Below are 7,723 nucleotides of genomic sequence, written 5' to 3'. Positions count from 1 at the left end.
GCCGGTAAAAGCGCTGGTACCACCCATGGCACCGCGTGACGATGTATGGATAAACAAAACGGGATCCACCAATGGATTTGGCGCCTATGTAGCCTTCGTGCCGGCACGCAAGCTTGGGATTGTGATCCTGGCCAATAAAAACTATCCGGTTGCAGACCGGTTGGCAATCGCGTATCGGATTTTGAGCGAATTCTGAACGGATTCTGAATGGGCGCTCAGCGGTGTCTTTGCGAGTTCTTGGCGAGAGCGCCAAGAACTCCGGAAGCGCAGTCGTGGCCTCAACACCATGCAATGGCTGCAACCCAATGACAGCATCACCAATACCAATCCAAACGATGGGAACCCAGACAATGGCAATCCAAACCCGTTTGCCATTGACCACAACATTACAGTGTCAAGTGCGCCATGATGTATCGCTGCAATATGGGTTGCGCAGGCTGGCTGCACAAGCGCAATGGTCTGATTGTTAGCAGCCGGATAAAATGGCTTAATTGTCAGCAGCTGGAAACAACGCAGCAGCCAGCACGGCTACCTGTTCATCGGTGGGTTGCCCAAGCCATTGAATTGTGCTGTCAGATAAAGCGCCCGCAGCCGCTTGCTGGTTCGTTAAAAACGCACCCACGGCATGGTTGTTCTTTCTAGAAACGAGCACCACATATTTTTCTGATGGACAATCATGCGGTTTGCAACCCGACAGCCGCACATAGCTTTCGTTGTTAAGCGTTGTTTCTTCAACGGGCGTTGTCACACCAAAGTCACGCACCCATGCGTGCTTGGCGACAATGGTTTTTGTCAGGCCCGCAAACGCACTGGCTACCCGAGGTTCCTGTTTTACCAGGTCGGCCGGATAGACGTCGGCAGCGTAAACCTGGCCGGCAAAAACAACACTGCCCAATGTTGCAAGCAAAAAAGATTTGAATTTGGAATGACGCATACTGTACCCTGTTAAGCGGTTGAAACAGGTATGATTTTATCTTCAGTCGCTTCCTATCGACAAGCCTCGGTTTGTCATCTACCTCAAAGCTATATTGCATGTCACCGTATACAATAATCCGAAACCGCTCTTACTGGCCCTATTATCTTGCTGCACTGGCCTGTGCCCTGTTTCTACTGATTCTAATCAATGTGCGCATTGATGGCCGGCTGTTCGCCGCCGACCAGGCTATTTACCGGCAGTTGCAGCTCTTGCGTACACCGTGGCTGGACGATATATTGATTGCGATAACGCAGCTGGGCGATACGTTCATGGTGACCATCATCGTCGGCGTTGTCGCACTCTGGCTACTGGTCCGGAAATCCTGGCGCACGGCCGGTTACTGGGTGCTGACAATCATCAGCGCCGCGGTTATTAATACCGCCATCAAGGCAGCAATAGTGCGGACCCGGCCAGGAGACATGATGTACTCCGGCTGGAGTGCCTATTCCTTTCCCAGTGGTCATACAACAGGCAATATTGTGCTGTATGGTTTGCTTTGCATTCTGATTTATCCCTGCATTGAAAAACGGGCTGCCCGCATCCTCACCGTTTGCTGTGCAATGGGATTCGCGCTGCTCATCGCGGTCTCGCGCATCTATCTTGGCGCACACTGGTTTTCAGATGTGCTTGGCGGCCTTCTGGTCAGTACGCTAATTCTATGTATCGCTGGCGCGCGTTACTACGCGGGCAAAACGCATCGTTTGACTGCTGGCGCTTTTCTGATTCCAATTGTAGCAACGCTACTGATAGTAGGCAGTATCCATGTCTGGCATGGCAGGCACGTAAGCATGCAACGCTATATGCCACCTGCCGTATCCAATCAAGCACCAGGCAATATCCCGCCGCCAGCTGCTACCAATACACCATAGGGACCACCAAGACCCGTCACCACCACGGCATCGTCGGCTTGAACCCATCAGGCGTTCGGGCGTAAAGCGGCTGCAAGCGCAAAATGGCAAACGCACTTCACATCGCGCTCCTGGCGTACCAGTGCGTACCTGGTCGAAAACCCGGTTCGGCTGGCATTGTCCGGGACGCATAACCGATCATCCACCAGGCAAGAGCCATCTGCCGACTTATTGTTGCGCCCATCATTTTGTCTGTCGATCACCCCAGCATCGGATCCGCGTGACGTTTACGCGGCATTTTGTTATGATGTTTGAATATATGTTTATTACTTTAAGTAATTAAATGCTATTTTCACCCTGTAACCCGGAGCCCACTATGTCTGACGTCTCTCACGATCCGGCGTGCCATCAGGCAGCGCAGCAAATAGCCGACACTCGTCATCACCCCATGCGCATCCCTGTCGTTAAGAGCTTTTTTGACGAAGCGACCAACACGATCAGCTATGTTGTACATGCGCCCAATGATTCGCAGTGCGCGGTGATCGACAGCGTACTGGATTACGATGCCGCCTCGGGCAGAACCTCAGCCACATCGGTGCAGCCGATCATTGATTACGTCCGGTCACATCAATTGCAAGTGCAATGGCTGCTGGAAACGCATGCACATGCCGACCATCTGTCGGCCGCGCCGATTCTGGCCGCGCAGTTGGGCGGGCAATTGGCCATAGGCAAGCACATTGGCCAGGTTCAGCGCGCGTTTGCGAACATATACAACACCCAAGGTGCGCAATGCGGCAACGCGGACGACTTTGATCATCTGTTCGACGACGGCGAGACTTTCCAGATTGGCAGCCTGCCTGCCACAGTGCTGCACGTTCCGGGCCATACGCCAGCCTGCCTGGCCTATATTATCGGCGATTGCGTATTTGCCGGCGATACCTTGTTCATGCCCGATTACGGGACGGCCCGCTGTGATTTTCCCGGAGGTGACGCGCGCACCCTTTATCGCTCGATTCAACGCCTGCTTCGCTTGCCGGGCTACGCGCGGGTATTTATGTGCCATGACTACAAGGCACCGGGCCGGGATGAATTTGCATGGGAAACCACCATCGAAGCAGAACGCAAGCAGAATATTCATGTGCATGAAGGCATATCCGAATCCGAATTTGTGGCGATGCGCACCCAGCGCGATGCGACCCTTTCCACGCCAAAACTGCTATTGCCGTCCATACAGGTGAACGTACGTGGCGGCAAGCTGCCGGAGCCGGAACACAATGGCGTACGCTACCTGAAAATCCCCCTCAATACGCTCTGACCGCTGCACAATCGCGTGCAGTTAGCTGGCCGCCGACGGCCATTGCAACCGTGATACGGGCAGCGCTGGCGCACGAAGATATGGGCGTCGCCGATCTTGCCAAAGACCGGGTGCCCGCGCTTGGCAACTTTATGGCCATTGTGTTTGCCAGCGCCACAGCGAACGGGTGGCTGCATGAAGCGGTTGCCAGCAACCTATCCGGTCCCCGGCACGGCCTTGCGGCCAAAGGTACGAACATCTATCAAGCACATCTCAAGCACATTTGAAATTTGAAGTATTATCGGCAAGAAACACCTTTTCCTTCACATATGAAATATGCTTCCATTTGAAATAGCAATACTCAATGCTGACGATGCCGCTGCCTTTCGCCGGTTTCGCCTGGCCGCATTGCAAAGCGCGCCGCAGGATTTTGGCTCCAGCCATGCCGCCGAATCAGCGCAACCGCTGGCATTTTTTCGCGACCGCCTGCGCACCAGCAAGGTGTGGGCCGCGCGCAAAGATGGCGCTATCGTGGGTACTGCCGGCCTGGCACCCTGGCTTGGTGTTCGCGAGCAACATAAAGGTTTCGTCTGGGGCGTCTTCGTTGCATCACACGTTCGAGGCCAGGGCATTGCACAGGCATTGCTGACCCGACTTCTTGCGTATGCCGACCAACATTACGAGCAGGTGACCCTGTCCGCGACTGCGGCAAACACCCCGGCACTTAAGTTGTATCAGGAGGCCGGCTTTGAAATCTACGGCAAAGAGCCCAGATCCCTCAAGGACGAAACAGGCTATAGCGACGAACTGCTCATGGTCCGCTTCGCCGGCAAAAGCCCCGTTTGAATAACGCGCGAGATCGGCGCATTATTCAAACAACAATAAGCGAGCCTAGAAGGACAGCGATACAGACGCTTTCACGGTTCGGCCATTGCCTGCCGTGAGCTGACCGAACTGTGGCGCAACTGTTGCCCAATAACGTTTATTGAACACATTATCGACCCCGAAACGGAAGGTCGTGTCTTTTCCTGCCAGGTTCGTCGTGTATCGTGCGCCCAGATCCACACGTGTCCACGCAGCAATAGTGCCCTCGTTTTCCTTGTTGACATACTGCTTGCTGCGACGGGTTACATAGCCCTGCAGTGTCAGGCCAGGCGCAAAGGCAGGATCCCATTCGGCACCCATGGTCGCCTGCACTCGGGGTACGCCCGGCGCATGATTGCCATCATTGAGGCCATCCTGGGTTTTCTGCAAACGGGCATTCATGAACGTGACACCGCCAATAAGCCTGACACCTTCTGCTGGCTGGCCATAGATACTAAGCTCGACACCCCGATTGCGCTGTTGGCCGGCAGCACCAAAAATCTGGGTTTCACTGTCCAGATAGAACTCTGGCTTTTCAAGCTGAAAGGCCGCCAGACTGGCACCGTAATCGCCCATATCAACTTTGATGCCGGCCTCTATCTGCTTGGTACGTGCCGGCTTGAAGACTTCATTACGGTTGTTTGCTGTAAGCGGCGCCGTCTCGCCCCGCGTCAAGCCCTCAATGTAATTGGCATAGAGCGATACGTTGTTCAGTGGCTTGAAGACGATGCCTGCGAACGGCGTAATAATTGATTTGTCATAGTCGGACGACGCCGCTCCCGTGTAATCATAGGCCGTATAGCGAAGGTTCTGGTGGCGCACGCCCAGCGTGACCAGAATGCGTTCGTCCAGAAACGATAATGTGTCGGACAAGGCAATACTGCGTAGAATAGAGCGGTCCACTTTGCCGGGATTATCAATATCGCCGCCCGATAACGTTACCCGGTCCGGATATGGAGAGTCTATCGGATTGAAGATATCCCGATCCTGACTGGCGAACAATTGATAGGCGCTGTGATTACTCGAACGCAACGCCGATACACCCAGATTCACCTGGTGCCCCACAGAACCGGTCACAAACCGTCCCCGCAACCCCACTTCGCCGGTCACGGTATCGCGCTCATAGGGCGTGCGCAACGGACTGTGTGCACCGATGCCATCGCCGTTCACCTTGGCCCCTGAGTAGAGGCCGTCTTCTTTGTCGCGACTGGTGCCGATGGCGGCGTAGGCCATCCAGTTTTCACTCAGATCGTATTCAACCCGGGCAACGGCATAGGTGCTTTGCAATTTCGACCAGGCCCAGGGCTGCGCGTAATTGACGCTGGTGGACGGCGCATCAGGCACGCCGTCCCCGGTCAGCGTGATGGTCGGGCGGGCCTGATCGAAGCGAACATTCTGATAGCCCACATCCAGCGACGCGCGCAACCGCTCACCACGATAATCCAGCCCAAGCGTAAGTACGGACGTCCTGGCATCGGCATCCCTGGTGGACATTTGTCCATCGCGATGGGCGGCGTTCAGCCGGATCCCGAACTGGCCGGCATCACCCCAGCGACGACCGATATCCACACCGCCGCCCACTTGCCCCCGTCCGGTATAGTCGACATTGAGCCGAGTCAGCGGCTCATCGGTGCCGCGCTTTGGCTGGATGTTGATCAAACCGCCCAGGCCACTGCCGCCGGGAGACGCCCCATTAAGAAAGGCACTGGCACCCTTGAAAATTTCCACACGCTCGATCATTTCTGTCGGCAGTACCTGGCGCGGCAAAATACCATATAGTCCGTTGAAGGCAAGATCGTCGTTGTTCAGCGGAAAGCCCCGTATCACAAAGGTTTCGGCAAAATTCCCATAACCGTTGCCAACCTGCACGGTAGGATCATTCTTGATTGCTTCCCCTAAAGTACGCGCTTGCTGATCTTCAATCAATTTCGAGGTATAGCTGTTGATAATATACGGCGAACTCATATTGTCCGCATTGCCAAGAATGCCGGCCTGGCCGCCCGTCGCGACCTGGCCGCCGGCATAGGTCACCGGCGTAGGTACCGACACCGATACGTTCTCGTCGGTCGCGTTGATCGCTTCGAGCCGGGTTGCTTCAGCTGCGGCAGGCGCTGAAACGGTTTGTGCATGTACCGCAGCGGTAGATGCACAGAGCGCCAGCGGCAAGGCGCGCATAAGCAATGAAGGGGCGTGGCGTGAGGTTGTTTTCATAATCCGGCGTAAGTCCAATGATTGAATCTGCAATGGTGTTCAATACAGTGCTATTTGAGGCAAAAATAAGACGGTCGTATGACAAATGTCATAAGTGGGTCAGCGCTGGCCGAGCCATTTTAAGGTGATCGGCGAGGCCTCGGCCAGCGGGAATGAGGTCGAATACGATGACCCGTCCCAGCCTTCGGCGGTAAGCCATAATTGCGCATCCGGCAGCGTATCTTTGGGAATCAGTACACCAATTTGCATGTTGTAAACACTACCAAAACCAATGGCGCCCGCGGTGCGCAGGCTGCGCGGCTTGCCTACACGCAGGTAGACTGCACGGACTGCACTGCGGCATGACTCGCACAGGGACACCGAAAAAGTTTTTACAAAACCAGCTGTGCCATCCCGTCGTGGCGCCATGGCATCGAACTCAGCCATATGCACTTCCCAAGGGCCCACTTTTTTGGTGCCCAGATCGTGTACGCCCAGTCCCAGATCACCCGAGAACAGTGCCTGGTCTTTTATATAACGCGGTACGAAACACAGCGGGATCAAAATGGCCAGAACACTCAGGTGAAAACGCCAGCGATACCACCAAACCTTGATGCCCGTCCATGACCCGGACCGGATTGCCTGAGCCTGACTATTCATGATGCGCCCTTTTCTGTTTTCATAAAGCGTGCGCCCGCTGCCGCTGGCGACGGTTGTCCCCCATGGCTCACAGCCGTATTTTGCCGGCGTGACTGGCGGTGTTCACGAAGCATGCCGGCCGTTTCCTTTGCCGTTCGTTTGGTCCAGATCAACATCCCTGACAGAACCATCATGGTCAGCAAAAGACCAAAGAAGAAATACACCAGTTTGAGCCAGAGCCCGGCAAAATCCCCGGTGTGCAGCGGGCGCATGGACTCGGTCACCAGTTCCAGGCCGGAATAATCCGACACAGTGCGTGAGGAATCCACATTGCCTGTATACGGATTGACCGATGCTCGCTCAAGAATGAGCGGATAGCTGCTGCGCCCTGTCACCGTATAGTGGCTATAGGCATTGGCCGGCAGAAAAATGGATTCGGCCTGCATGTCCGGAAAATGCCCTTTGGCCTTTGCCACGGCCTGATCGGGCGACAGCAACAGGCTCCGGGACGATCCGTCCGTGCGCGTGGGGACATCCTGGCGTTGCACCATGGCAGGCGGCGGCGCCGTCGAAATGGAAATACTGTTGTCGAACAAAACGGCTTCAATCAGGAACCAGATGGCTGTCACACTGATAATGGCAATGAACGGCACAGACCAGATACCGGCCAGTCTGTGAAAGTCCCCCCAGAAAATGCGCGCGCCCTGGCCGAGACGCAGCCGGGGCTTGACGTAGCCACGCCAGAATCGCTTGTATACCACCAGACCGGTAATCAGGGAAATCAGCATGGGAATGCCCAGCAATGAGACGGCATACCAGCCCCAGGCAAAGCCGTTGGTAAATGGCACCAGCAGCCAGCCGTGCAATGCCCGCACGAATTGCCTGAAATCAAAGCCGGAAATCTGGCCCTGG

The 7,723-nt window shown here is 55.3% G+C and carries 9 protein-coding genes; 5 read left to right on the top strand and 4 right to left on the bottom strand.

All coding sequences use genetic code 11. The features are described from left to right. The coding region (locus tag ACTIKR_RS19395; RefSeq protein WP_442328743.1) for a serine hydrolase at window positions 1-196 on the top strand (196 nt) is incomplete at its 5' end. Window positions 197-487: 291 nt separating this feature from the next. Here ACTIKR_RS19395 and ACTIKR_RS19390 read toward each other — a convergent pair. Beyond that, complete coding sequence (locus ACTIKR_RS19390) at window positions 488-934, bottom strand: Ivy family c-type lysozyme inhibitor (protein WP_193088796.1); 447 nt, start codon at window positions 932-934, stop codon at window positions 488-490. Window positions 935-1,032: 98 nt separating this feature from the next. On the opposite strand from ACTIKR_RS19390, the gene ACTIKR_RS19385 reads away from it, so the two are divergent. The 4 genes from ACTIKR_RS19385 to ACTIKR_RS19370 all read left to right on the top strand — a co-directional run bounded on the left by ACTIKR_RS19385 (window position 1,033) and on the right by ACTIKR_RS19370 (window position 3,964). Beyond that, entirely contained in the window at window positions 1,033-1,845 is an 813-nt protein-coding gene (locus ACTIKR_RS19385; RefSeq protein WP_193088795.1) for a phosphatase PAP2 family protein, read from the top strand. 355 nt (window positions 1,846-2,200) lie between these two features. Further along, window positions 2,201-3,139, top strand: coding sequence for an MBL fold metallo-hydrolase (locus ACTIKR_RS19380; RefSeq protein ID WP_442328742.1), 939 nt, complete (start codon window positions 2,201-2,203; stop codon window positions 3,137-3,139). An 80-nt stretch (window positions 3,140-3,219) separates the two neighbouring features. Continuing rightward, entirely contained in the window at window positions 3,220-3,405 is a 186-nt protein-coding gene (locus ACTIKR_RS19375; RefSeq protein ID WP_442328741.1) for a hypothetical protein, read from the top strand. A gap of 49 nt (window positions 3,406-3,454) precedes the next feature. Next, complete coding sequence (locus ACTIKR_RS19370) at window positions 3,455-3,964, top strand: GNAT family N-acetyltransferase (RefSeq protein ID WP_442328740.1); 510 nt, start codon at window positions 3,455-3,457, stop codon at window positions 3,962-3,964. A gap of 45 nt (window positions 3,965-4,009) precedes the next feature. Here the strand turns inward: ACTIKR_RS19370 and ACTIKR_RS19365 are convergent, their stop codons facing one another. The 3 genes from ACTIKR_RS19365 to ACTIKR_RS19355 form a co-directional block, all read right to left on the bottom strand. Further along, on the bottom strand, window positions 4,010-6,193 hold the full coding sequence (locus ACTIKR_RS19365) for a TonB-dependent receptor (RefSeq protein WP_193088791.1): 2,184 nt from the start codon (window positions 6,191-6,193) through the stop codon (window positions 4,010-4,012). Between the two features lie 99 nt (window positions 6,194-6,292). Then, window positions 6,293-6,832, bottom strand: a complete 540-nt coding sequence (locus tag ACTIKR_RS19360; RefSeq protein ID WP_193088790.1) for a thiamine pyrophosphate-binding protein — start codon at window positions 6,830-6,832, stop codon at window positions 6,293-6,295. After that, window positions 6,829-7,723, bottom strand: an 895-nt coding sequence (locus ACTIKR_RS19355) for a PepSY-associated TM helix domain-containing protein (RefSeq protein ID WP_442328739.1), incomplete at its 5' end; no start/stop codon positions are given. The genes ACTIKR_RS19355 and ACTIKR_RS19360, both read right to left, overlap by 4 nt.

It is taken from the genome of Advenella sp., from assembly GCF_052108595.1.
In the GTDB taxonomy this organism is placed as follows: Bacteria; Pseudomonadota; Gammaproteobacteria; order Burkholderiales; family Burkholderiaceae_B; genus Advenella.
This window is presented reverse-complemented; position numbering and strand designations above follow the sequence as displayed.